This is a genomic window from Bacterioplanoides pacificum (assembly GCF_042648445.1).
Taxonomy (GTDB): domain Bacteria; phylum Pseudomonadota; class Gammaproteobacteria; order Pseudomonadales; family Oceanobacteraceae; genus Bacterioplanoides; species Bacterioplanoides pacificum.
This window is the reverse complement of record NZ_JBHRYB010000013.1, coordinates 111,128-135,575: the sequence shown is the minus strand read 5'-3', so window position 1 is coordinate 135,575 and position 24,448 is coordinate 111,128. Positions and strand designations below refer to the sequence as shown.

The 24,448-nt window shown below is 51.5% G+C and carries 24 protein-coding genes; 16 read left to right on the top strand and 8 right to left on the bottom strand.

What is annotated here, in order from left to right; translation table 11 throughout:
* Positions 1-181: 181 nt before the first annotated feature.
* Together ACFOMG_RS11835 and ACFOMG_RS11830 are read right to left on the bottom strand one after the other, a co-directional pair.
* The gene (locus ACFOMG_RS11835; RefSeq protein WP_376866887.1) at positions 182-1,579 is read right to left on the bottom strand and encodes a solute carrier family 23 protein; all 1,398 of its coding nucleotides are present in this window, start codon (positions 1,577-1,579) and stop codon (positions 182-184) included.
* A gap of 260 nt (positions 1,580-1,839) precedes the next feature.
* Positions 1,840-2,418 carry a hypothetical protein gene (locus ACFOMG_RS11830; protein ID WP_376866885.1) on the bottom strand — a complete coding sequence of 193 codons (579 nt, stop codon included), beginning with the start codon at positions 2,416-2,418 and terminating at the stop codon, positions 1,840-1,842.
* 106 nt (positions 2,419-2,524) lie between these two features.
* On the opposite strand from ACFOMG_RS11830, the gene ACFOMG_RS11825 reads away from it, so the two are divergent.
* The 9 genes from ACFOMG_RS11825 to ACFOMG_RS11785 all read left to right on the top strand — a co-directional run bounded on the left by ACFOMG_RS11825 (position 2,525) and on the right by ACFOMG_RS11785 (position 9,541).
* On the top strand, positions 2,525-3,280 hold the full coding sequence (locus ACFOMG_RS11825) for a TSUP family transporter (RefSeq protein WP_376866884.1): 756 nt from the start codon (positions 2,525-2,527) through the stop codon (positions 3,278-3,280).
* A 110-nt stretch (positions 3,281-3,390) separates the two neighbouring features.
* A complete protein-coding gene (locus ACFOMG_RS11820) occupies positions 3,391-3,804 on the top strand; it encodes a MarR family winged helix-turn-helix transcriptional regulator (protein WP_376866883.1) in 414 nt (137 codons plus the stop codon).
* Positions 3,805-3,860: 56 nt separating this feature from the next.
* Positions 3,861-4,727, top strand: a complete 867-nt coding sequence (locus ACFOMG_RS11815) for an alpha/beta hydrolase family protein (protein ID WP_376866882.1) — start codon at positions 3,861-3,863, stop codon at positions 4,725-4,727.
* 90 nt (positions 4,728-4,817) lie between these two features.
* Positions 4,818-5,555, top strand: a complete 738-nt coding sequence (locus ACFOMG_RS11810; RefSeq protein ID WP_376866881.1) for an enoyl-CoA hydratase/isomerase family protein — start codon at positions 4,818-4,820, stop codon at positions 5,553-5,555.
* Positions 5,556-5,581: 26 nt separating this feature from the next.
* Positions 5,582-5,809 (top strand): hypothetical protein, encoded by a 228-nt coding sequence (locus ACFOMG_RS11805; RefSeq protein WP_376866880.1) that lies wholly within the window; start codon positions 5,582-5,584, stop codon positions 5,807-5,809.
* Between the two features lie 342 nt (positions 5,810-6,151).
* Positions 6,152-7,069, top strand: coding sequence for a hypothetical protein (locus tag ACFOMG_RS11800; RefSeq protein ID WP_376866879.1), 918 nt, complete (start codon positions 6,152-6,154; stop codon positions 7,067-7,069).
* 126 nt (positions 7,070-7,195) lie between these two features.
* Positions 7,196-7,591 carry a hypothetical protein gene (locus ACFOMG_RS11795; protein ID WP_376866878.1) on the top strand — a complete coding sequence of 132 codons (396 nt, stop codon included), beginning with the start codon at positions 7,196-7,198 and terminating at the stop codon, positions 7,589-7,591.
* A gap of 294 nt (positions 7,592-7,885) precedes the next feature.
* Positions 7,886-8,341 carry a hypothetical protein gene (locus ACFOMG_RS11790; protein ID WP_376866877.1) on the top strand — a complete coding sequence of 152 codons (456 nt, stop codon included), beginning with the start codon at positions 7,886-7,888 and terminating at the stop codon, positions 8,339-8,341.
* A 183-nt stretch (positions 8,342-8,524) separates the two neighbouring features.
* Complete coding sequence (locus tag ACFOMG_RS11785) at positions 8,525-9,541, top strand: hypothetical protein (protein ID WP_376866876.1); 1,017 nt, start codon at positions 8,525-8,527, stop codon at positions 9,539-9,541.
* Between the two features lie 54 nt (positions 9,542-9,595).
* Here the strand turns inward: ACFOMG_RS11785 and dbpA are convergent, their stop codons facing one another.
* Both dbpA and trmA read right to left on the bottom strand, forming a co-directional pair.
* A complete protein-coding gene (gene dbpA / locus ACFOMG_RS11780; protein WP_376866875.1) occupies positions 9,596-10,984 on the bottom strand; it encodes an ATP-dependent RNA helicase DbpA in 1,389 nt (462 codons plus the stop codon).
* A gap of 5 nt (positions 10,985-10,989) precedes the next feature.
* Positions 10,990-12,102 carry a tRNA (uridine(54)-C5)-methyltransferase TrmA gene (gene trmA / locus ACFOMG_RS11775; protein ID WP_376866874.1) on the bottom strand — a complete coding sequence of 371 codons (1,113 nt, stop codon included), beginning with the start codon at positions 12,100-12,102 and terminating at the stop codon, positions 10,990-10,992.
* A 213-nt stretch (positions 12,103-12,315) separates the two neighbouring features.
* Here trmA and ACFOMG_RS11770 point away from each other — a divergent pair, with 213 nt between their 5' ends.
* Both ACFOMG_RS11770 and ACFOMG_RS11765 read left to right on the top strand, forming a co-directional pair.
* Entirely contained in the window at positions 12,316-13,194 is an 879-nt protein-coding gene (locus tag ACFOMG_RS11770; protein ID WP_376866873.1) for an acyl-CoA thioesterase, read from the top strand.
* Position 13,195: 1 nt separating this feature from the next.
* The gene (locus ACFOMG_RS11765) at positions 13,196-13,735 is read left to right on the top strand and encodes an acyl-CoA thioesterase (RefSeq protein ID WP_376866872.1); all 540 of its coding nucleotides are present in this window, start codon (positions 13,196-13,198) and stop codon (positions 13,733-13,735) included.
* A gap of 28 nt (positions 13,736-13,763) precedes the next feature.
* Here ACFOMG_RS11765 and ACFOMG_RS11760 read toward each other — a convergent pair whose 3' ends face one another.
* From ACFOMG_RS11760 to xseA, 4 genes are read right to left on the bottom strand one after another with little or no spacing between them, the layout of a single operon-like run.
* Positions 13,764-14,972, bottom strand: coding sequence for an HD-GYP domain-containing protein (locus tag ACFOMG_RS11760; protein ID WP_376866871.1), 1,209 nt, complete (start codon positions 14,970-14,972; stop codon positions 13,764-13,766).
* Between the two features lie 60 nt (positions 14,973-15,032).
* The gene (locus tag ACFOMG_RS11755) at positions 15,033-15,251 is read right to left on the bottom strand and encodes a hypothetical protein (RefSeq protein ID WP_376866870.1); all 219 of its coding nucleotides are present in this window, start codon (positions 15,249-15,251) and stop codon (positions 15,033-15,035) included.
* Positions 15,248-16,105 (bottom strand): peptidoglycan DD-metalloendopeptidase family protein, encoded by an 858-nt coding sequence (locus ACFOMG_RS11750; RefSeq protein ID WP_376866869.1) that lies wholly within the window; start codon positions 16,103-16,105, stop codon positions 15,248-15,250. The genes ACFOMG_RS11755 and ACFOMG_RS11750 overlap by 4 nt, the downstream gene beginning before the upstream one ends.
* 30 nt (positions 16,106-16,135) lie before the next feature.
* Positions 16,136-17,476 (bottom strand): exodeoxyribonuclease VII large subunit, encoded by a 1,341-nt coding sequence (gene xseA, locus ACFOMG_RS11745; RefSeq protein WP_376866868.1) that lies wholly within the window; start codon positions 17,474-17,476, stop codon positions 16,136-16,138.
* Positions 17,477-17,716: 240 nt separating this feature from the next.
* Between xseA and ACFOMG_RS11740 the strand changes: the two genes are divergently transcribed.
* The 5 genes from ACFOMG_RS11740 to guaA all read left to right on the top strand — a co-directional run bounded on the left by ACFOMG_RS11740 (position 17,717) and on the right by guaA (position 24,385).
* A complete protein-coding gene (locus ACFOMG_RS11740; protein ID WP_376866867.1) occupies positions 17,717-18,187 on the top strand; it encodes a DUF3015 family protein in 471 nt (156 codons plus the stop codon).
* 99 nt (positions 18,188-18,286) lie between these two features.
* On the top strand, positions 18,287-20,167 hold the full coding sequence (locus tag ACFOMG_RS11735; protein WP_376866866.1) for an Lnb N-terminal periplasmic domain-containing protein: 1,881 nt from the start codon (positions 18,287-18,289) through the stop codon (positions 20,165-20,167).
* The gene (locus tag ACFOMG_RS11730) at positions 20,151-21,104 is read left to right on the top strand and encodes an alpha/beta hydrolase (RefSeq protein ID WP_376866864.1); all 954 of its coding nucleotides are present in this window, start codon (positions 20,151-20,153) and stop codon (positions 21,102-21,104) included. The genes ACFOMG_RS11735 and ACFOMG_RS11730 overlap by 17 nt, the downstream gene beginning before the upstream one ends.
* 90 nt (positions 21,105-21,194) lie before the next feature.
* On the top strand, positions 21,195-22,679 hold the full coding sequence (gene guaB / locus ACFOMG_RS11725; protein WP_376866862.1) for an IMP dehydrogenase: 1,485 nt from the start codon (positions 21,195-21,197) through the stop codon (positions 22,677-22,679).
* Positions 22,680-22,804: 125 nt separating this feature from the next.
* Complete coding sequence (guaA, locus tag ACFOMG_RS11720; protein WP_376866861.1) at positions 22,805-24,385, top strand: glutamine-hydrolyzing GMP synthase; 1,581 nt, start codon at positions 22,805-22,807, stop codon at positions 24,383-24,385.
* The last annotated feature ends 63 nt before the right edge of the window (positions 24,386-24,448 follow it).

Here is a 24,448-nt window from a genome sequence, read left to right as displayed (position 1 = left end):
AAATACCTCATGGCGTTGTTTGCCGATGCATCCAGTCAGCGCTGGGTGTTACTAATGGCTCCTTTTGGTGCGGCAGCGTTTGCCGCTGGCCTGACGCCAGACAAAAAAAGCAGACATAAAAAAGCCCCCGTGGCAAATGCCACAGGGGCAGTGACCGGACAGAATCCGATCAGGCACAGATTTATGACGCCTGTTGTTCGTTCTCTTTTTCGCCGGAGAAAATAACTTCCTGATCGGCTTCGTGTTTGCCCAGCAACTTCGGCCGTTCGATCAGGAAATACAGCACCAGACCAATGATAATGGCATACACGGTGGATTTCGGATCCGGCATCGCCAGCGTGACGGCAACGATGCCGGCGACGCCGCGTTCGGTTGGATTGTTCAGCTGCTCCATGCCCACCATAATACAAATATAAGCGGTCAGGATCAGCGTCAGCGACAGTGCAATTGGTAACACCGGTTTAAACATAGTGACCAGCGGCAGGCATAACAGTGCCATTAAGCCTGCGATCCAGAAGGTACCGGCACCACTGTAAATGGAATCCATGGCTTTGCGGCCCATGGCATAACGTTCGGCCACGGTGGCGTGTACTGCGGTAAACAGCGGGCCGGATAAACCAGGCCAGGGGGCCAGAAAAGCATGCAGCGCGTTACGCATCGCGGTGACAACATGCACCCGGTCAACGTTGACTTCGATTTTTTCATCCTGACGTTCGCGATCGACCCGCTCCAGCAGTGTACGACCAACCAGGATGTCGCCAAAGGCAATCACATAAGCAATTAATGCAGTTGGAATGGCCAGCAGGAACATGTCGATATCCGGCATGCCGGTGGCAAAAATCAGGTAATCAGCCATTAAACCGAAGTCCGGGTTGGTGATGCCCCACTGGATGTCCGGCAGTGGGTATTCACCAACAATCCAGCCAACAATCATGGCGACGGCCATACCCGGAACCATGCCGAAGTTGGCAATTTTACGGGCAAAAGCATTTTGTTCCAGGACGTTTTTAAACGACAGTGAAAACAGAATATAAGCAGCAACAATCGAACCGGCGATCAGCGAAATAGGCGTGGAGTCCAACCGGCCACCGGTTTTTAATTCACCCATTAATGCAGCGATACCGGCGCCGATAATAATACCGGATTTCAGCGAGTTCGGGATAACACTCACCAGTTTGGAGCCCCAGCCGGTTAACCCCAGAATCAGGAAAATTAACGTCACTTCAATCTGCAGGGCAAACATGGCTTTGATGGCTTCCGGCCCGGGCTCGTAACCACCGAGGAACAGAATGACGACCGGGATCGCCGGGGTGATCCAGCCGGGCACCATAGGCACACCCAACAGTGCCGGCAGGATATAACCGAGACCGGCGATAAAGGTGAAAGCCAGTGCGGCTTCGTATGGCATGCCCAGATATTTCTGCAGCAACGGAATCATCGCCAGGCCCACCACAAACATGATGAAGCCCTGAATCATTTCCGGGAATTCCCAGCGGTAATGAATAAAGGGTAGGCGGATTTTGAACGGACCAGCCGGCCAATAGGGATGCTCTGCACCGTGTTGACGTTCGATTGCCATACTCGGCTCCTTATTTATTGTTAACGTTTGAACGAGACGGTCGAATTTAAAGAAGGGCAAGGCAATGTACGAGCGCAGCTGCTCACACCTTAGTCGCAAATTTACACTAAGGTATTAGGTGTTTTCGCTTAGGGGATTACGTAGTTGTACATTTTGTACGCAGTTTCACAGACTGGAAAATCCGGGTATTAGCCCTTAGTGGCTACTGGCCAAAAGTAGTGGCGGCTGGCCAAAAGTCGTATTCGTGATGTTTGATCGGCTTAGAATAACTGCAGCGGCGGTTGCTGGCCGGCAAAATCCGGCAGCAGCCAGATCTGTTCAAACGGGTGGGGTTGCAGCCTCAGTGACGGTACACAGCGGCGGAAGTCGTCCGCATGCCAGATCGGGCTGGCATTGCGGATCACCAGCCAGACGCGTTGCGACTGATAATGCTTTTGTGCTTTACGGCTGAGGATATGCCCCAGTGCGGTTTGTAAGCGCTGCTCGCGATTGATGTGTAATAACTCATCGAGATAGCGCGCCAGCTCAAGCTCTTTGCGGCAGGGGTGGCTGGCAGGTTTATTGTCTACCTGGCGGGTGATGGCGGCAGTCAGTAATTTGGCTTCGCTGACGCTGGCGTATAAATGGGCCACTTCCAGATCCAGCGGCTGGCCGTTCAGATGGCAGGAAATATCCGGCTTGGCCGGTTCGTTGTGCCAGATATTGCGCATCGGGGTGCCCTGTTGCTGTTCGTAGGCACGCATAAACAGCCGTGCGGCATCCCGCTCCAGCTGGCGCTTGACGGTTTCGGAACGATTCAGTGGTGAGCCGTCGTGATAGTGATGGATATCGGAAGTCATAACTGCTGGTTACCCGTAAGTTGTCACAGCATGGCAGATAATCCGCTGCCTCATACTGATTATGATCAGGATTCGCGTATTATGCAGCCAGTCTCTGGAGAATAATGTGTTAGAACTCAGTTGGGAAATTTTACTGCTGCTGGGGGCCGTTGCGGCGCTGGCCGGTTTTATTGATGCCGTCGCCGGCGGCGGCGGTTTACTGACCATTCCGGCGTTGTTGTTTGCCGGGGTGCCACCGGTGCAGGCCATTGCTACCAATAAACTGCAGGCCTGTTTTGGCAGTTTTGCTGCGACCCGTTTTTTTGTCCGCGAAGGGCTGGTGTCGCCGCGACAACAGACGTGGGCCATAGTCGCAACGGCGCTGGGGGCCGTTGTGGGCGCCATTGCCATTCAGCTGTTTAACAGTGAGCTGCTGGTGCAGCTGATGCCGTTTGGCCTGATAGCCATTGCTGTGTACTTATTGCTGGCAAAAAACTTTGGCCAGGGCGGTGAGAAAGCCCTACTGAAACCGGCGGCGTTTAACGCCAGTGTGGCGGCGGGAGTCGGGGTGTACGACGGCTTTTTTGGCCCGGGAACCGGCACCTTTTTCAGCCTTGGTTACAGCAAGCTGCGCGCGATGAATCTGGTGCAGGCCACGGCCCATGCCAAGCTGCTGAACTTCACCACCAACATCGTATCGCTGCTGGTGTTTATTGTGTCCGGCCAGATTCTGTTCCAGATTGGCCTGGCCATGGCCGCAGGTCAGGCGCTGGGTGCTCGGCTGGGGGCCGCGACAGCGGTAACGCAGGGCGTGGATTTTATCCGTTATATGACGGTGATTGTCTGTATCGCCATGAGCGTCAGTCTGCTGCTGAAGCAATAAACACGCGCCAGCGGTCAGCTGATAAACAAAAGGTGATTATTTGGGTTGATGGTTTATATGTGAACCAATATAGTTCGTATACAAACTATATAAAATGGCTGGTGATCGGTTTGGATAAACGACTCTTTTTCTTGCTGAACATGGCGCAGCGCAAACTGTTTAATCATGTCGATAAATTGTGCGAGCAACAGCTGGATGCACCGGTGACGCAGCTGGCGGCTTTGTTGTATGTCTGCAAGCAGCCGGGTTGCCAGCAGAAAGATCTGGCCCAGGCACTGGCGCTGAATAAATCCGGCATTACCACCCTGGTGCGGCGGATGGAAAATAACCAGTTGCTGGAACGGAAAAGCAGTGCTGCTGACGGTCGTGCCAGTCAGTTGTATGCGACCGCGGCCGGGCTGCAGAAAGCACAGCAACTGGGCCCGTATATCGATGAACTGAATCAGGGTTTTGCGGATCATTTCAGCGATGAAGAAATCACCACAGTGCTGAAGTTTTTAAATTTTATTATCAAACGGTTTTAGTTTTCTGGCTTTTACCTTTTCCCTTGGCAACCAGCGAATATTTACGGGGGCGCGTTATGTCGCAGCATGAAATTACCCAACATCCATTAACCACCGCCGCCGGTCACACCATTGTGGCCCGCAGTTTCAGTGTGGCGGCCACAGAACCGGCCAACAAAGGCGTGTGTGTGATCGCGCCGGCCACCGGTGTGGCGCAGTACCTGTACGATGACTTTGCCGTGTGGCTGACACAGCAGGGGTATCAGGTAGTGACCTTTGATTATGACGGCATTGGCTTATCCGTCGACCGCCATGTGAAATACAGCCGCAGCGATAAACTCAGCTGGGCGAAATACGATTGCCCGGCCGTGCTTGATTTTGTTAAACAACACTATCCGCAACAGCCAATCACCTGGATTGGTCACAGTGTCGGCGCTCATATGCTGGGCTTTATGGACGACACCTCCGCGATTGATCATGCCATTACCGTGGGGGCAGGTACCGGCACCTGGTGGTATAACGCAGCGCCTACCAAACGGGTGGCCTGGTTTTTATGGTATTTTCTGGTGCCGGCTACCGTACCGTTATTGGGGTATTTCCCCGGCGATAAACTGAAGATTATGTGTAATCTGCCCAAAGGTGTGATTATGCAATGGCGGCGCTGGTGCCTGAAAAAAGAATACGCCATCGGCTATGAGGGTGACTGGTTACGGCAACGTTTTGCGGCGGTAACCACCCCGATTACCGCACTGGCTTTTACCGACGACGACATGATGTCGATGAAAAACGTCAAAATGTTGCACAGCTTTTTCTGCAATGCACCACAACAGCTGGTGACGATCAGTCCGGCGGACGTTAATCAGAAGCGGATTGGCCATATCGGCTGGCATAAAAAACGTTATCAGCAACTGTGGCAACAATATTTTTTGCCGGCTCTGGGTTAAAACCTGCTGTGCGGATGGGTCATTAAGTTGTGAAGATTGATTCGCTGTATTGCCATACACTTATGTTTTATTTGTTCCGGGGAATGCCTGATGACCGATCTGATCACCCTGAACCGTGAGGGTTCAGTGGCCGTACTGACCATGAACAGCGCCGAAAACCGTCACAATCCGGATTTTGTCGAGGCTTTTAATCGCCACCTGGATACGATTGAAGACGATACCCGTATCGGAGCGGTGGTATTAACCTCCGCTTCCGATAAAAACTGGTCGTTAGGGATTGATCTGCAATGGATGTCTGCGCCGGATACCGACGCCGCAGCGAATGCGCAGTTTATGAACGACGTTACCGGCCTGTTTAAACGACTGATCAACTATCCGCTGCCGATTATTGCAGCGCTTAATGGTCACACGTTTGGCAACGGTTCGGTGCTGGCCTGTGCCTGCGATTTTCGGTTTATGAAAAGTGATAAAGGGTTTTTCTGCTTCCCGGAAGTGGACGTACTGGTACCGTTTTTCCCATCCATGTTGCCGTTGATTCAGAAAGCCATTCCGTTGCAGTATTTTAACCGTCTGGCGATGACTGGTGAGCGGGTAGGGGCTCAGCAGCTGCTGGACAATAACGTTATTGAAGCGGTGTTTAAAGATAGTGAAGAGTTACATCAGGGCGTGATGGCTTTTGCTGCTCAATTTAACAAAAACCGCTGGATTTATGGTCAGAACAAGTCTGAGATGAATAAAGGTATTACCCGGGTGATGGAGCAGGAAGACCCGGCCTTTATCGCTAAAATGAGCGTCATGCTGACGCAAATGATGCAAAAGAAAGAATAACTCCGGGTCATTTTTTCTGCGGAGTTATGGCGCTGTCAAAACACGTAATGAAAGATTTCTTCCACGAAGGATTTCCTCAAGCCGGACTGATTATTGATGAATTGGCTGAGCGCAGTGCGACCATTCGTAAACACATCGAATTTAAACACCTGCGCCCGTGCCAACGCTGGCCCAGTGCTGATACAAACGGAACAGCTCGTTACCCGGCAACTCAGGCAAGCAAATCCAGTGGGCTGGTGGTTCACCAAATGTAAAGGGGTTCTGTTTAAACATTCAGTATTGATTCATATTCTTAAGCTATGACGCTGAAGTTTGTTTTCGTGCTTGCTCGCATTCCTCTCTGGTGATATTTTAAACACTAAAGAAATCAGTGGCTTACGGATGTGGTTTACAAGATAGTAGGCATCCCGTAGCCGAAACAGTGTGCGCGCACGCTTTTCTGGAAGGAATTGTCTGGCTAAGGAAGGTTTTTCAATGAAATCAGTTAGTTACACAGCCAAGCTCATAAGACTCCCGCCAGAATATCAGGCACGCATACGAATAAGCTGTTACATGCCTATTCAGCATCGTGCTGCATTATAGAGAATATATAAATCATGAAAAAATCAGAATTGTTTTTAGGCGTTAGAAAAACTAACGGTCAAATCGGGTATATTTCTGAAGGCTTGAATATTCCAGAGTTCTTTGATTTGCTTCGACCGGTAAATAATGAAATCAATGTTTTGGTTGATTACTCACCCGTGATTGAAAAATTGCATGGTATACACAATAAGCATAATGATGAAGCTATTTTAAACTCATACAACTCGCTTTATAACTTCTGGCTAGATGCAAAAACTTACAGTAAGGAATCACTAAAGATTTCGAAAAGCGAAGAGCTGTCAAAATCGTCAAATTCGCTGATAAATGAATTACAACTAAGGCTTCAGAAAAAACAACGTGATTTCTATTCTGATAGGGATGCTCAGTTAAGCTTATTGAATGATATTAAATCTGACGGTGACATCTATATTGATACTCTCCTATGTTTCATGCACTCTAAAGCTTCACTTGAGATTGAATCTTTCAAAAAAGATATGGTTATTAGCTCGTATGCTGATTTTCTTCATAAGCTTGTACAAGATTTGTTTAATCGAGTTACAGGGGTAGGTCATTATAATGAATCATTTTTCAAATATCTCGCATTTGAAAAACGTGATGAATTAGAGAGCTATTTAGAATTGAAAGAGAATCAAGAATCAACTGATGAATTCCTTTTAAGATCGCTAAATTCTGAAAGACCTGAAGAGCACTGGGATCAGTATCATGGGAATATGAAGCAAGTTATAATTCAATATGAGGATTTTGATTATAATCAATTGAATATGGCACAAATTCTAAGAGATTTATTGCATAAAATAAACTCAATAAGGAAGATGATTGAGCTCTTAAAAGCTGGAAATGTCGAGTGGGATGAAAGTGATGACGCAGTAATGGCATTACAAAAATTTTTAAATGAAGAAGATGAAGATTAATCTATCGGCATGTAACAAGTTGCTGCAGTCGGACTCGTCAAACTGTCACTTTTTTTGCCATAAACCCGGCAAAAAAAGCGCCAGCTTAACTCGCCGCTGAGCAAGGCGTTATGTGAAAGGAAGATCATGAGGTTTTTTATTTTTTTTATTTGGATAACTTTGCCTGTTTATAGCTTGGCTGAAGAATTAGAGGGTTTGTGGGTCTGGGAAAAAAATAGTGATTCGCATACTTTTTCCATTCGAATAGAAAATGGAGATAACGGATTAACTGGTTACTATTGTGCTGTTGGTGCTTCCGGTAGACGTATCGATTGCTCTCCAAAGAAGCATGCACATACCTTTCCAATAGACCTTGATGGTTCTGAGTTTGAGTTCACAACGAGTTACAGTAGTAAAACTGGTACCGCAGCGCTGACGATGGTTGGCGATAAATTATATTGGGTTATTAAAAGCCAACCCAAAGGTGAGCATTATGCCCCAAAATCTGCAACGTTATTTAAATATCAATCACATAACAAGTAAAGGCACCGGACTGTGATCTTCCCCCGCTTTAACGGACACCAAAGTCAAACTGACGAGGTGTCTAATGCCCAAATATACTCAGCTAAGGAAGACCTGGCAATATTCAAATGAGCTTAAGGTAAAAGCTGTCCGGCTCAGTTTAATTGAAGGAATTCAGTATTGCTCCGGTGAGCATCAGCACCGGTTGCTCAGCAAAGACATACGCTCTAGTATGAACGGGAATATCACGAGAAGTATTCCTGAAATGGCGTCTACTTTTCGTGGGTTGGATCGTTGTAAACAAGGAATAATCATATGAGAAGGCTGCTCGTACTTTTCTTAATGTTTTCTTCATGGAGTGCATTGGGCGAAGGCTGGGATAGAAATGTACTCGTAGGTGAGTGGGAAGCATACTCCTATCAATATATGCGCTCGTATGAGCGATTTATCATAAACGATGATTTCTCCGGGTGCTGGTCTGTTTTTAGCGAACATGAACAATATATTGAGAATTGTTTCACTTCAAAAGATGTAAATTTCCAAGATGGATATGCTGTTGTCGATCTTGGCGAATCGGCGCAGTTTATACTCAGCGCATGGGGCAATGGTGGTCGCTTGCTTGGCAATTTAATGCTGTATAAACCCTCGGAAAAGGGCCGGTATCTGTTCAATTCAATGCAAATAAGCTACACCAAGGTAAGTGAAACCAACCTTGTTGAGTTCTTTAATAAAGCTAAAGTAGCCTTCGAAGCACAGGCAGCTAACAAGTAAAATCAGCAAGAGCCTGATCTTCCCCTGTTTTAACGGACACCAACGTCAAATTGACGAGGTGTCCAATGCCAGAATTTATTGATTTTATTTATATTCCTGTCCTTAGGGTTAACATTGGATGGCAGGCTAAGTTTTAATTGAAGCCTGGTGCATAGGTAATAATTATATAAAGGATCAGCTGATATGAGTGAGACTAAACTATCGGACAGTGCTTATTTTGTAGACGCTGTTGAGCTGACGTGGGGACTCACTCTCAAACAAGCCCGTGAATTGATAACAGAGGATAAGCTGCTTCGTAGCTATGGCGGGCAGTCAAATTTCCGCGCGCGATGCAAAGACGCTTTTGGCTTCCGGGTAACTGAAGTGAACGTCAGGGCTCCCCGGCAGGATGCTCCGGTGTTGCAGGTGTCCTATGAATTATCAGCGCCAGATGCCGATGCCAGTACGGTTGATCCCGGGTTCTGGGTTAACACGATTAGCCAGCTGTTGGGCGAGCCTGAAAAGAATCCTGACCCGCTAAGCTATCCGCTGGATCCATCCAACAGCGGGTCGGTTATTTACAATACGCATTGGCTGGCGGGAAATGTTCGGGTTACGTTATCGACCTACGGTGGCTATCGGGAGAATGAAGAAGGGGCAGTTTCCATTGCCGCTCTGTTTATCGATTGGGAAAATGAAATCCTGTTTGCTGAACCGTATCTTGAAGCCGTAGAGCAGATCGAACATTCATTGGTTGATACAAACGCAGCAAGCTACGCCCGTGATATTGTTGCGATCGGTAGCCGGCAAACGCCTTATTATCTTGCTAACTATTACCTGGAAAACCCTCATGCTGGCGCAGAAGATAACGCCCTTCGCCGCGCGCAACGGGTACTGAGAAAGCCGCAGCTGTTTGATACTCCAGCCAGCCTGGCCAGTCTGTTAACTGAAAACTCGGCGTTGATCTGGCAGCCGGAAGGGCAGGGTACTTTTGTATTTTCTACTCGGTGGGATTCGGTTTATTGTTATCCGGACCCGGCTGAAAATACCATTTCCTGGGTCAATATGCTGCCTGCCAAGGGTGCCGGTGGCATGTCATTAAGCGTTAATGGATTGAGTGTATCGGGGCCGCACAGTTGTGAGGCCATATCTGAGCTCGCCAGCAGAATCAGCGCCATTCAAAATAACACGATTAAATGTATGGAAGGTTATGATTGTTAGTGTTGTTTATAAGCCGGCGGGTGCCGGCTTAGTCGGGTCGTGGTCGCTGCGCTGTTACGCTTTACGCACTTTAATTTTACGGCCTTTAATGCGGCTTTGCTGTAAGTGTTCTAACGCAGCTTTCGCCTGATCACGCTCAACTGCGACATAGGCGACGTAGTCCAGCACGGCGATATTGCCCACGGCTTTGCCGTCAATGCCGCCCTGGCCGTTGGTCAGTGCGCCGAGGATATCACCCGGACGTAACTTGTCTTTACGGCCGGCCTGCAGGCACAGGCTGATATACGGCATGGGTTGTATCTGAATGGCTTGTTCAGCTGTCAGGGTTTGCTCGGCAACCAGGTCACCGGCCGGATGCTGGTTAATGGCATCCACTTTATACTGTTCTTTATCGCTGGCGATGCTGATGGCGATGCCGGTTTTATCGGCGCGGCCGGTACGGCCAATACGGTGGGCATAAACGTCGGTATCGCGTGGCAGGTCGAAGTTGATAACGTATTCCAGGTTATCAACGTCCAGGCCACGGGCGGCCACATCGGTGGCGATTAAAAAATTCGCGCTTTGTTGTTTAAAGCGAATCAGCACCCGGTCGCGGTCTTTCTGATCCATATCTCCCTGTAACGCCAGGGCGCTGCAACGCAAGTCCTGCAGTGCCTGGGTCACTTCCTGCACCACCTGTTTGGTATTGCAGAAAATCACCGCTTGCTGAATGTCGAAATAACTGAGTATTTTCTTCAGTGTTTCGGTTTTTTCGCCACGAGGGCAAATAAATAATTGCTGCTGAATTTTTTTCTGATCGTGGGTGTCTGCAATACGAATCGACTGAGGTTCATATTGTAAATGCTTACTCAGTTTTTCGATGTTGTCCGGGTAAGTTGCAGAAAATAACAGCGTCTGACGTTGTTCCGGAGTATGCGCGGCAATATCTTCAATATCGTCACGAAAACCCATGTCTAACATACGGTCAGCTTCGTCCAGCACCAGGGTTTTAATCTGATCAATTTCCAGCGTTTTTTTACGCAGGTGATCCTTAATGCGGCCGGGCGTGCCGACCACTATGTGTGCTCCATGAGCCAGTGAGCCGATTTGTGGTCCGATCGACTGACCGCCGGATAAAATCACCACTTTAAGGTTGGCGATATGGCGCCCCAGTTTGCGCATTTCCTGAGCCACCTGAGTGGCCAGTTCCCGGGTGGGGCAGAGGATCAGTGCCTGGGCGCCAAAGAAACGCGGATTAATCTTATCCAGAATCGCCAGTGAAAATGCCGCAGTTTTGCCGCTGCCGGTTTTCGCCTGGGCAATAATGTCTTTGCCATTCAGCGCCAGTGGTAATGCCTGGGCCTGGATGTCGGTCATGGTTTGATAACCCAGTTTATTGAGGTTATCGGTTTGTGCCTTGCTAAGGTTAAGCTGGCTGAAGTTAAGCTGGCTGGCGTCAGACATACTGATCAGGCTCCGGTTTTGCGAACCAGCACAACGCCGGTTTCAATGTGGTCGGTGTAAGGGAACTGATCAAACAGGGCGAAACGTTTGATATCGTGTGTTTTGCTCAGCGTGCCCAGATTATCGTGCAAGGTATTCGGGTTGCAGGAAATATAAATAATATTGTCGTATTGCTGGACCTGTTTAACCGATTCGTCATCCAGTCCGGCACGCGGTGGATCAACCAGTACGGTATTAAACTGATAGTCGTTCAGGTCAACGCCCTCGAGTCTTGAAAACTGCCGCTCGCCACGCAAAGCCTGAACAAACTCTTCGCTCGATAAACGCGCAATAATGACATTGTCGACCTGGTTGGCGCGGATATTCTCCTGCGCGGCATAAACGGAGGTTTTTGAAATTTCAGTGGCCAGAACCTTGTTGTATTTATCCGCCAGGGCGATGGAAAAATTGCCGTTGCCGCAGTACAACTCAAGCAAATCACCATGGAAAGCACTGGAGGCATCGCGCGCCCAGCTGAGCATGGTTTGATTCATTTCACCATTCGGTTGAGTAAAGCCGCCTTCAATCTGACGATAACTGAAAGTTTTGCCATCAACGTTTATCTGTTCCGTTACGTACTCGCGCTCTAACACCCGCTTTTGTTTACGCGCCCGGCCAATAATCGGGAAACCCAGTTGCTGTTGCAGTTTTTCCGCTTCCGCCTGCCAGCTGTCGTCCAGTTGTTTGTGGTAAATCAGTGTGATCAGCGCGTCGCCGCTGAGGGTGGTTAAAAACTCCACCTGAAACAACCGGCGGCGTAACAGATCGTTCGTTGTTATGGCATCTAACAGTTTTTTCATCAGCTGGTTGATCAGCTGGCTGGCGATGGGGAAGTCAGACACTTCGTATTTGGTGTTTTTGTCACCCGGCTCCGACATGGCATAAAAACAGCGTTCACCTTCGTGCCAGAGACGAAACTCAGCGCGCAGGCGGAAATGTTGTGGCGCACTGGCATGCACCTCAAGTTGGGGTGGCTGAAATCCGGCAAACAACTGTCGTAACCGCTCGGCTTTGTCGTCCAGCAGGGCTGGGTAGGCTTCGGGGTTGACCTGATGTTGATAGGGTTTGATGTCTGCCATGTTGAATCTCTGTCACGTGCGCCGCAGGCGATGGGGAAAAGGCCGGCCATTATACGGATTGTGACCATAACTGCATCCGCTGCCCGGGGTTATTTCTGTGTTGTGGGCTGAATATGACCTATTGGGCTAACCAATTGGCGCGTTAGCACTTTTTGCAGTCAGGCAGCCAATGGTAATCTTTAAACCGTAAGCGGTTTTCAGCAAGGTGAGCGTATGAGTGAGGTTCTGCAACAACTGATTGAGTTATTACGGCTGGAGCCTATTGGGGTGAACCGTTTCCGTGGCCAGAGCCAGGATCTGGGGTTCCGTAATTTATTTGGTGGCCAGGTGCTGGGCCAGAGTTTATCCGCCGCCCTTCAGACGCTGGCTGATCCGGGCTGGCATCCACATTCGCTGCATGCTTATTTTCTGCGTCCGGGTAACGTTACCGATGCACTGGAATTTGAAGTGGATGTGCTGCGCGATGGCCGCTCATTTGCCACCCGGCAGGTGAAGGCCAGTCAGAATGGTAAAGCCATTCTCACCATGATGGCGTCGTTCCAGCATCCGGAGCAGGGTTTTGAGCATCAGGTAACCATGCCAGAGGTGAAGGGGCCGGACGGCATTCCGTCGCAGCTGGAGCTGGCGCGTATGTTCCGCGATCATTTTCCCGAGCGGGTGCGTGATATTTATACCGCCGATAAACCGATCGAAATGCGGGTGCTCGATCCGGTGAATATTTTTGCGCCGCAGAAAAAAGAGCCGCTGAAATACGTCTGGATGAAAGCGGATGATCAGATGGCAGACGACGCCAATGAACATGCACGGTTATTGGCGTACGCCACCGACTTCAACCTGATTCCAACCGCGTTACACCCTCATGCGGTATCGGTGGCGCAGAAAGATATGCAGGTGGCCAGCCTCGACCACAGTGTCTGGTTCCACCGGCCGTTCCGCATCGATGAGTGGCTGCTGTATGCCATCGATAGTCCGAATGCCAGTGGTGCACGCGGTTTTTGTCGTGGTCAGATTTTTAATCAGCAGGGCGAGCTGGTGGCGTCGGTGGCTCAGGAAGGTCTGATGCGGCGGCGTGTCTTAGCCTCAGAGTCCTGATATGAGCCAGTTGTTGCGTTATCTGCGGTTGTTGGCCAGCCGGCCCTGGCGGCAACGGCGTGATCCGTTGCTTGTCAGTGAGCAGCACTTCCGGGTGATGCCCTGGGATTGCGATTTTAACTTTCATCTCACCAATGGCCGCTACCCGGTGTGGCTGGATCTGGCGCGTACCCGCTACCTGATCGAAATGGGTTGTACGCCGTTATTTGTTAAGCACGGCTGGCGCTCGGTGCTGGCCAGTCAGACGCTGACGTTTATTCGCGAAATTCCGCCACTGGCTGACGTCACACTGCGCAGCGAAGTACTGCACTGGGACCGTAAATACCTGTATATGGAGCATCGTTTTCTGGTGAACGGGCGGTTACACGCTACGGCTATTGCCCGTATCGCCATGCTGAAGGGTGGCCGGGTGCGTTCCTTTTCAGCCATGCTGGATGTGATTTACGCGAATAGCCGCCAGTTTGAGTCACCGGATTTGCCAGCTCAGGTAGCCGCTAAGATGGCGTTGCTGGATGCCAAAAAGCAGGCTTCAGAAGGTTAATCCGGGCGTGGCTGTATCCGTTCAGGAGTTAATTCAGAAAGTCATTGAGGCGAATGTGCCAGCGCGCCGGGTCAACCGCCTGGACAATTTCATCCTGTACTGTTGGCCGGCTGAGATCGAGGATTTCCACCGGCAGATAGCGTGCCTTAGCAGCGTGATAAATAACCTTGACGATTGGCAGGCGCTGGTCGGTTTCGCTGGCTTCGATCACCACCGCCAGCCGGTCACTGCGCAGTTTCACCAGTGAGCCGACCGGATAAATGCCCATTGAGCGGATAAAACGATGTACCAACGCTTCTTCCAGATGGCTGCCGCTCCATTCCAGCAGTTTTTTTAACGCGGCGGTGGGGGCCATGCCTTTGTGATACACCCGGTCGGCGGTGATGGCGTCGTAGACATCGGCAATCGCAACCATTTTCCCCTCGCGACAGATATCACAACCCTGTAATCCCAGCGGATAGCCGCTGCCATCAATACGTTCATGGTGCTGGGCGGCCACGTTGATGGTCAGTGGTTTAATGCCTGGTGTCTGTTGTAATAACTCTTTGCTGTAAATCACGTGTTTGCGCATCACGGCAAATTCATCGTCGCTGAGTTTGCCGGGTTTGTGTAATACCTCATCGGGTACCAGCACCTTGCCGATGTCATGCAGCATCGCGCCCAACACCGCCTGATGCATGGTGTCACGATCAAGCGTCATATCACGGGCAAAAATGCCCATTAATACCGCCAGGTTGACCGAATGTTCCAGCAGGTAGTTATCTTTCTGACGAATACGGCCGAGACAGGCGAGGGCATTATGGTTACGTAATACCGAATCCACCATACCGTCGGCCAGGGTATCGAAGGCTTCGATGTCGATAGCTTTACCGGTTTTGACGTCGCGCAATACATTGCTGACCAGGTTTTTGGCTTCGTTATGCAGTTTGCCGGCTTTGTGCATTTCTTCTTCGGCGCTGACCCGCAACTGGCTGTCGGGCTTCAGCTGTGCGGCTTTATCCAGTGCCTGCTGGTTATGGCGTTCGACTTCGGTGGCGGGGATGGCATCGTCGGTATCCAGGCCTCGAGCCGGGTCTATGTATACTTCGGTAATGCCACGACGGCGGATTTCGTCGACGGTGGCCTGATCGGGAATGCGGCCTTCTTTCTGATAATTATGATGTGGAATCCAGTCGCAATTGAGGTCGGCGACATACATATCGGGACGTAACTGGTCGATGGATATTTTTTTCTTCATGGCCCGCAAGGAATATTGGATCTTGTTCTGAGTATAGACCCAAGCCTCACTTCGCTACTGTTATTTTGCGTCCTTTTTTTGTGACTTTATGGTGTGCTGAGCGCCAGCGGGATAATCACTGTCTGACGGGTTGTCTGGCTCGGCCTCTGGCAGCAGTCCGGCAGCGGCACTGAAATCAAAGCCGGTGTCATCGGTCATCGCCTCCAGATCCGGGCGAATACCACAACAGGCTCCGCTGATGGCCATGGTTTTGCTGGTGCCGGGAGGCTGGCGGCTCATGGTGCTGGCTGCGCGGTTAACAGGCGCGGGTCGAGCAGCAGCAGCGGATTAATGCGGGCATTATTCAGGCTGGCTGACCAGTGCAGGTGAGGGCCGGTTGCCCGTCCGCTGGCGCCAACTTCGCCAAGCACGCTGCCGGTTTGCAGGTTGTCGCCGGTTTGCACCGTGATGGTATTGAGGTGGCAATACATAGTAATCAGCCCCTGGCCATGGTCGATAAAAACGCTGTTACCGTTAAAGAAAAAATCGCCGGTTAGAATGACCTTGCCCGCTGCCGGAGCATAAATCCGGGTGCCGGTTGGCGCTGCGATATCCAGGCCACTGTGAGGTTTGCGGGGTTTGCCATTAAAAAAACGTTTTTTACCAAACGGGCTGGTTAACGGGCCGGCCAGTGGCCAGCGCAGCGGCTGGAAAGATGACTGGCTGGCGGAAAAATGCCGGAATGCCTGTTTTATCTGTTTTTGTTCGGCCAGTACCCGCTGCAGGTTTGCTTCGCTCAGGTCGACGTGTTTCTTCTTTACCTGCAGATGTTGCTCCAGGTAGGCAAAATCGCGCACTACAAAATCGAGCGTATGATCCGCAGCCTTTACCCTGACCGGCCCGGCGGGTTGCGACAGTGGTAAACCTATGATGGCTTTCCAGGAATCGCGCTGGCCACTTTGCTGCATCATGACCGGCATGCCATTAAATTGCAGTTGCGGGCGCTCACCATAAAGGCCGGTATCCAGCACCACCAGACCGCCGGGGATGGCCTGTTGCAGTGGTAGTGGTGCGTCTGGCAGCGGGGTCAGTAAACTGCCGCTGGTAAACAGGCTGAACAGTAGCTGGCTGAGGGTATGAGGCAGTTCAAACACGATGGGCTCCGGTTAATTCAGGTGAGCTTATCAGTTGTCAGCATGGGCCTGAATCACTTCACATTCCAGCCAGCCCTGGTTCAGTCGGGTATGAACCCGGCTGCCGGGTGTGGCGGCGGCGGCGTTATCCAGTACCTGGCCCGCGCTGCTGGTGGTTAAAGAATAACCGCGGCTGAGTACCTGTAGCGGACTGAGATTATTTAATAAATGCAGTTGCTGGCCGAGCTGCTGTTTGCGTTGACCGAGCTGCTGGTGCATGCCCTGATGCAGGCGTTGCTGTAATTGTTGCAGTTGTTGCTGATACTGCTGCAGCGTGCGGCTCGGGTGCTGATGCTGTAGCACCTGATGCAGATACTGCAGCCGTTGCTGACGCTGTTGCTGTTGATGACGCCAGGCGTTATGCAGCCGGATTTCCAGCTGGTCGAGCGCCTGGGCGGCGCTGTTAAGCTGTTGCTGCGGGGTGCGCAGGCGACGGAATAACGTATGCAGCTGGTGTTGCTGATAACGCAGCCGCTGCTGCCAGTTGTGTTGCAGCCGCTGTTGTAATTGCAGTAACCGCTGTTGCTGGACCTGTTGGTCGCGGCTGATTAATTCTGCGGCTGCCGACGGTGTGGGGGCGCGCACATCGGCGACAAAGTCCGCGATGGTCACATCGGTTTCGTGGCCCACCGCACTGATGACTGGCAGACGTGAGGCAAACAGGGCACGTGCCACGGTTTCTTCGTTAAAACACCATAGGTCTTCCAGTGAGCCGCCACCGCGGCCAAGGATAATGACGTCGGCCTGCTGATCGCGGTTGGCGCGATTGATGGCGGCAACGATCTGGCCGCTGGCGTCACTGCCCTGTACCTGGGTCGGATAGATATCCACGGCGATGGCCGGGTCACGACGTTTCAGTACGGTTAACATATCGTGGATAGCGGCCCCACTGGGCGAGGTGATTAACGCTACCCGGCGCACCATGGGCAGGGGTTGTTTGTGTCCGGCAGCAAATAAACCTTCCGCTGCCAGGCGACTTTTTAACTGTTCAAACGCCAGCTGCAGGGCGCCTTCACCGGCCGGTTTCATGGCATCGACAATCAGCTGGTAGTCACCGCGGTTTTCGTACAGTGATACTTTGGCGCGGATTTCCACTTTGTCGCCTTCTTTTACTGCAAAACGGATACCTGCCACCCGCGAACGGAACATGGCGCAACGCACCTGAGCTGCGTTATCTTTCAGGGTAAAGTACCAGTGCCCGGAAGACGGTCGTGACAGATTGGAAATCTCACCTTCGACCCGCACGGAGGCAAAGGAGACCTCCAATAGTTGTCTGGCGCGTTGGTTGAGTTGACTGACGGTAAAAACCTGCGAAGATGGTGTGCGTGCCATGTTGCTCAGCTGCTGTTTAACTGCGGTTAAGGAAGGGTCGTTAATGTGTCATCCCAGCTGGTCTGAGTGCACAGAATAACGCTCAGCCTGCCACAAAAAATGCTTTGCTACCAGTCACTTAGTGCTTGAGTTCACAAAAGTGAAGTTTACTCTGGACAGCGCTAAACAGAGTGGCTAGTGTTAAAGCTCTCAGCTGCATGGCTTGCTGAAAATTACTTTGAACGAACAAGGATAACGTCCATGAAAAAGATTATTGCAGGTGCAATTCTGGTTTCTTCTTCCGCTATGGCTTTTGCTAACGGCCCTGCAGGCTGTGGTCTGGGTACTGCGGTTGTATTCCCTGATGCAAACGAATGGCACGAGCACGTACTGGCTGCGACCACTAACGGTACTTCCGGTAACCAGACTTTCGGTATGACTTCCGGTACTTTGGGCTGTGAAGCGGCTAATGGTCCTCTGAAAGCTGCTCAGGCTTTCATGGATGACAACATGGATCAGCTGGCTCTGGAATCTGCCAAAGGTCACGGTGAAACTCTGGCTGCACTGGCAGAAGTAATGGGTGTTGAAGCTCAGGATACTGCTGCTTTTAATGCAACTATGCAGTCTAACTTCGACTCTATCTTCGCGGCTGAAGGTACTTCCGGTACTGCTTACGACGTGATGACTGCTGCTATGGCACAAGACGCTGAGCTGCAAAAATACCTGGGTTAATTTAACCGGGTTGTAAGAAAAGCGCGCCAGGCTATGCCTGCCGCGCTTTTTTATTGTGACTGACATAATCCTGATGCCGATACGGGAGTAAAGCATCGTATGAACCGGTTTCGACTTCTGACAGCGGCTTTGTGCCTGTCAGTTTTTAGTGCCAGTGCCAGTGCCCAGGCCACTGAGCCCCTGCCTGACGCGTTACAGCAGCGTTTATTACAATTATCCGAAGCCCGGCAATGGCGGCACTTATTACACGTTCGTGATCATGTTTTTACGGCACGTACCATCAGCCAGAATGACGACGACAATTTTTTTCTGGCGGAGCAGGGGAAATCTGATTTTAATGCGGAAATTGTTGCCGCGTACCGAGCTTTTTTGCGCACCGGGATGGCCGATAATATGTCGGCCCAGTGTCATTTCCCGGCCCGTTACCACTGGCTGAAACAACAGTTTCCTGAACGCCATTTTATCGATCAGTCGTGTTCTGAGCTGGATGAGTGGCTGGCTGAGCTGGATGCTTATTCGCTGACGTTAATTTTTCCGGCATCACATATTAATTCGCCATCGTCTATGTATGGCCACACGCTGGTGCGGATGGATCGCAAAGACCCGCGCAAAAGCAAATTATTATCTTACAGTGTGAATTTTGCCGCCAATGCCGACCCCACCGATAACGAACTGGTGTTCAGTTATAAAGGTCTGGCCGGAGGCTATCCGGGGGTGGTGTCGGTGATGCCGTACTACGTCAAAACCAACGAATATCAGCACATGGAATACCGCGATGTGTGGGAATACGAGCTGGATTTTACCCCGGCGGAAGTACGCCAGTTTGCCCGTCATGTGTGGGAAACCCAGGACACCTATTTTGATTATTATTTCTTCGACGAAAACTGCTCCTATCGGTTATTAGCCTTGCTGGATGCCGCCAGTGAACGGGCCGATTTAGCCGATGATTTTTCCATTAAGGCGGTGCCGGTAGATACCATTCGTTCGTTGCAGAAACGCGATTTAATTAAGCGCGCCCATTACCGCCCGTCTGCGGCCACGTCGCTGGAATATAAAGGACAACAATCCTCACCGCAGGTGAATCTGGCGGCTCGTGAGCTGGTCGATACGGAACAGCAAATCGCTCAGCTGATCGCCGGGCTGACGCCACGGGATCAGGCCCGGGCACTGGAGCTGGCCCATGCCTATGCCCGATATCTGGCGATTAAGAAAAAACAATCCAGCCCACAATTACGTAAGCGGACGCTGGCGATTTTATCGGCGCGCAGCAAAATTAAAGTCAGCAGTGAATTTGATGAAACACCACCACCGCCGGTGCGTGACGATCAGGGGCATTTAACCCAGCGGGCGCGGTTTACGGCAGGTCAGTCGGGGGATGATGCATTTGCCCAGCTGAGCTGGCGCATTGCTTATCATGAGGTGATGGATTTACCCAGTGGTTTTGTGCCCGGTTCGCAGATTCAGATGGGTGAGGTTGATCTGCGCTACTGGAGCGACAGTGACGAGCTGAAGCTGCAGAATTTCAGGGTAGTGGATGTCTTGTCACTCAGTCATCAGACCTTCTTCCAGAAACCCATCGCCTGGTCGGTGAGTGTTGGTCTGGAGCGCTTTAATGCGCCTGAATCCGAGTTATACAGTTATTTAAAAGTGGGTTTTGGCCGCAGTTATCTGACCGGACTGGGACGTTTTTATGGTCTGGCGGAAGGGCAGTTACTGGCCGACAATCAGTTTGATGAAGGTTATCAGTTATCGTTTGGTCCGCGCGCCGGCTGGCTGATTCAGGATGATCAGTTCCAGCATCAGCTGGAGCTTAACTGGCAGCCGCTGGCAACCTACGACAACCCGGCACGGCGTTCGCTGAGCTGGCAGCTGGGCTATCGGTTATCCGATTCGATGCAGTTGCGGGCTGGCTTTGAGCGTCAGCTGATGCGCTCGCAGGGCAATAACGAAACGGAATTATCATTTGTCTGGTATTTCTGAGGTGCGGCGTTTAATACTGACGCCGTTGTGGCGTTTATCGCCGGTGGCGATCAGGCGGTTGCTGCTGGTGTTTGTGCTGGGGTTTCTGGCCTTACTGGCCGGCTGCGGTTCGTTAACGTCACTGTATTTCTATCCGCAAACGGTATGGATTCAGACTCCGGATAAACTCGGGCTGCAGTACCAGGATGTCTGGTTAGAAGCCGCCGATGGCACGTCATTACACGCCTGGTGGCTGCCATCCCAGAGTCATGCCGGGGATGCGGGCACCACGCTGACGGAGTTCGATACGGTGGTGTTGTACCTGCACGGTAATGCCGAAAACATCAGTAGCCATATCCGCAGTGTGGACTGGCTGCCGGGCGAAGGTTTTGCTTTGCTGGCACTGGATTATCGCGGCTACGGTGCGTCAGCCGGTACGCCGTATATGCCGGCGGTGTTACAGGATGTGGAGGCAGCGGCGGCCTGGATTCGGCAGCATTATCCGGATAAGCGCCTGCTGGTGCTGGGGCAGAGTATTGGTGCGGCGCTGGCGGTCAACTTTGTTGCCAAAGGTGCGCAGCGTTATGGTGTCGATGCGCTGGTGCTGGATGCGCCGTTTGCCGGTTTTCCGCGTATTGCCCGCAGCGCTCTGACCAGCAGCTGGCTGGGCTGGTTGCTGGTGCCGGCAACCTGGCTGATTCCATCAGACTGGGACCCACAAACACAGGCCGCCGGGATTCAGGTTCCGACGCTGGTGATGCACAGTCGCGATGATGCGGTTATTCCGCGGCAACAGGGACGGGCGGTGTATCAGGCGCTGGCCGGAGACAAGTGCTGGCTGGACAGCAAAGGGCCTCATATTGCGTCGTTTTCTTTTGCAGAAATTCGACGGATCAGTCAGCTTTTTATGCAGTCACTCAATTGTGCTCAGGTCAGGTCTGCTCTGGCTTCGGAGTAATGTTACTTAGGTAAAATCCGGCTTGGCCAGTGCCCGGGGTTCGGTTATAATGCCGCGCCTTCTTACATTCCACTTTCTGGAAGGCACTCTATGTTGCGAATCGCTCAGGATGCACTCACTTTTGATGATGTGCTGTTAGTCCCAGGTTACTCCGAAGTCCTGCCGAATCAGGTGTCGCTCAAGACACGTCTGACCAAAAATATCGAACTGAATATCCCGTTGATTTCAGCCGCTATGGATACGGTGACTGAAGGTCGTCTGGCGATTGCGATCGCGCAGGAAGGTGGGCTGGGTATTATTCATAAGAACCTGACCGCAGAACAGCAGGCGGCAGAAGTTCGTAAAGTGAAAAAATACGAAAGCGGTATCGTTAACGATCCGTTCACCGTGACCAGTAATACCACCATCCGCGAACTGCTGGAATTAACCGATCTGCACAATATCTCCGGTATGCCGGTGGTGGATAACGGTGAGCTGGTGGGTATCGTAACCAGCCGTGATGTCCGCTTTGAAAAAAATCTCGATCAGTCAGTGGCCAGTGTGATGACACAAAAGGCTAACCTGGTCACGGTTCAGGAAGGCACTGAGCCGGCCGAGGTGCAGAAGTTACTGCATAAACACCGCATCGAAAAAGTTCTGGTGGTCGACAAAGACGGTAAACTGGCTGGCCTGATGACGGTAAAAGATATCGAAAAAGCCCGCGCGTATCCGCACGCGGCTAAAGATGACCAGGGTCGTCTGCTGGTGGGTGCGGCCGTAGGTACCGGTGTTGGTACCGAAGAGCGGGTTGCCGCGCTGGTGGGTGCCGGGGTTGATGTGATTGTGGTGGATACCGCACACGGCCATACCAGTAATGAATCCGGCACCGGCGTGATCGACCGGGTGCGCTGGGTAAAAGAAAACTTCCCGCAGGTGCAGGTGGTTGGTGGTAATATCGCTACCGCAGAAGCAGCGATTGCGCTGGCCGAAGCCGGTGCTGACGGTGTTAAAGTGGGCATTGGCCCGGGTTCTATCTGTACCACCCGTATTGTTGCCGGTGTGGGTGTGCCGCAGATTTCTGCCGTGGCGAATGTGGCCAGCGCGATGGAAAAATACGGCGTACCTGTGATTGCCGACGGTGGTATCCGTTTCTCCGGCGATATTGCCAAAGCGCTGGTCGCCGGTGCTTCGGTTATTATGGTGGGCTCTATGCTGGCCGGTACCGACGAATCTCCGGGTGAGGTAGAACTGTTCCAGGGACGTGCCTATAAATCGTACCGCGGCATGGGCTCGCTGGGTGCCATGGGCCAGAGCCAGGGCTCTTCCGACCGTTACTTCCAGGACAAAAAAGCCGGTGTTGATAAACTGGTGCCGGAAGGTATCGAAGGTCGTATCGCGGTGAAAGGTCCGTCTTCAAACGTGATTCACCAGCTGATGGGCGGTGTTCGTGCGGCAATGGGTTATACTGGCTGCGCCACCATCGATGAGATGCGTACCAAGCCGGAATTTGTGAAAATTACCGCAGCGGGTATGAAAGAGTCTCATGTACACGATGTACAGATTACTAAAGAAGCGCCCAACTACCGGTTAGGTTAATTGTGATTCGTCCGGGTTAACGGCCCGGCGATCCTGGCGCTTGCAGATAAAAAGGGGGTGAACCTGGTTCATCCCCGTTTTCGTTTTTGAAAAAGTTAAAATTAACTGTTTTTGGTGTTGTATTTATGTCTCAAGACATCCACGCACAGCGTATTCTGATTCTCGACTTTGGCTCTCAGTACACACAGCTGATTGCCCGTCGGGTCCGTGAAATTGGTGTATTTTCTGAAATCCGCGCCTGGGATATGGACGATGCGGAAATCCGTGAATACAACCCAACCGGTATTATTCTGGCGGGTGGCCCGGAGTCGGTACACGAAGCCAACTCACCGCGTGCCCCGCAGCTGGTGTTCGAGCTGGGCCTGCCGGTACTGGGTATTTGTTATGGCATGCAAACCATGGCAGAACAGCTGGGCGGTAAAGTAGAAGGCTCCAACGTTCGTGAATTTGGTTACGCACAAATTGCCGCCGAAGGCTCCAGCGCACTGCTGAAAGACATCAAAGACCATGTCGATGCCGCAACCGGTAAAGCGTTGCTCGACGTCTGGATGAGCCACGGCGATAAAGTCACCGCCATGCCGGAAGGTTTTGAGCTGATGGCATCAACGCCAAGCTGCCCGATTGCCGGAATGTACCACGCCGAGAAAAACTTCTTTGGTGTGCAGTTCCACCCGGAAGTAACCCATACCCTGCAGGGCAAGCGCCTGCTGGAGCACTTCGTACTGGATATCTGCGGCTGTGAAGCGCTGTGGACACCGGCCAAAATCATCGAAGACCAGATCGAAAAAGTAAAAGCTCAGGTCGGCGACCAGAAAGTACTGCTGGGCTTGTCTGGCGGTGTGGACTCTTCTGTTGTTGCGGCCCTGCTGCACAAAGCCATCGGCGATCAGCTGACCTGTGTGTTCGTGGATAACGGCCTGCTGCGTAAAAACGAAGGCGATATGGTGATGGACATGTTCGCTAAGAACATGGGCGTTAAAGTGATTCGTGCTGATGCGGAAGAGCTGTTCCTCGGTAAGCTCGAAGGTGAAGCGGACCCGGAAGCCAAACGTAAAATTATCGGTAATACCTTTATCGATGTGTTTGACGAAGAATCGAACAAGCTGCAGGGCGTTAACTTCCTGGCGCAGGGCACCATCTACCCGGATGTGATTGAATCGGCAGCGTCGAAAACCGGCAAAGCACACGTGATTAAATCACACCACAATGTGGGTGGTTTACCGGAAGACATGAAAATGGAACTGGTAGAGCCGCTGCGTGAACTGTTCAAAGACGAAGTGCGCAAAATCGGCTTAGAACTGGGCCTGCCATACGATATGGTTTACCGTCATCCGTTCCCGGGTCCGGGTTTGGGTGTACGTATTCTGGGTGAAGTGAAAAAAGAATACGCCGACGTATTGCGTGAAGCCGATGCCATCTTTATCGAAGAACTGCATAACGCCGATTGGTACCACAAAACCTCCCAGGCGTTTGCGGTATTTATTCCGCAGAAATCTGTGGGTGTTGTTGGGGACCAGCGTCGTTACGAATGGGTGATTGCCCTGCGTGCGGTAGAAACCATCGACTTTATGACAGCGCGCTGGGCGCATCTGCCTTATGAGCTGCTGGAAAAAGTATCGAACCGTATTATTAACGAGATCGAGCACGTTTCTCGTGTGACTTACGACGTGTCGTCTAAGCCACCGGCAACGATTGAGTGGGAGTGACGGGCACTGGCTGGCAATGTCTAGCAACGGCAGGCATTTCGGCTGAGGGTAAAAGAACTTTCC